Here is a 697-nt window from a genome sequence, read left to right on the forward strand (position 1 = left end):
ATCAAACAATTGTCCTTCAACAGCTCTAAGCCCTTGTGTTTGAAAAAATTGTTCTCCCACCCCAGCAATTACAGCATTAGCTTCAACGGAACCAAAACGAATCGTAGAACTTGCTGAAATCTGAGGCGTTACACCAGAAACATAGGGCAAGCCAGAAAGAGCTTCTGCATCCGCTTCAACAAGACTGGTTATCTTCTCTGATTGTGGATCAGAAAAACTTTTCCCAGGAAAGATAGTCAAGGTATTGGAGCCCAAACTTTTAAAATTTTCCAGTATTTTTTCCCGCGTGCCAGTCCCCAAAGCCACCATGGCAATAATTGCTCCAATACCGATAATCACCCCGAGCATTGTTAAAAAAGTCCGCATACGATGGGCATTCATAGCTAACAAAGCCATAACAAATGTTTCACGAAAACGTTCAACAAAAGAACGAAAAAAACCTAATGTTTTTTGATCTTTCAAATTTTGCTTTTCCTGAATATAAGACGCAACCTTTGTTTTTTTACCCTTTGATACAGTATCTGAAATAATTTCCCCATCACTGATTTCGATAATACGATCTGCTTTTTCAGCCACCTGCATATCATGCGTTACAATAATAATGGTGCGCCCTTCTTGATGAAGCTCATCCAAAATACGCAACACCTCTTGACCACTATGTTTATCTAAAGCACCTGTTGGCTCATCAGCGAGAATA

1 protein-coding gene is annotated in these 697 nt (G+C 39.7%); it reads right to left on the reverse strand.

Annotated features, from left to right (window positions below; genetic code table 11):
• The coding region (locus ACFIN0_RS10005) for an ABC transporter permease (RefSeq protein WP_375702481.1) at positions 1-697 on the reverse strand (697 nt) is incomplete at both ends.

The sequence above is a fragment of the Bartonella sp. AA89HNZF genome (assembly GCF_042196905.1).
Taxonomy (GTDB): Bacteria; Pseudomonadota; Alphaproteobacteria; order Rhizobiales; family Rhizobiaceae; genus Bartonella.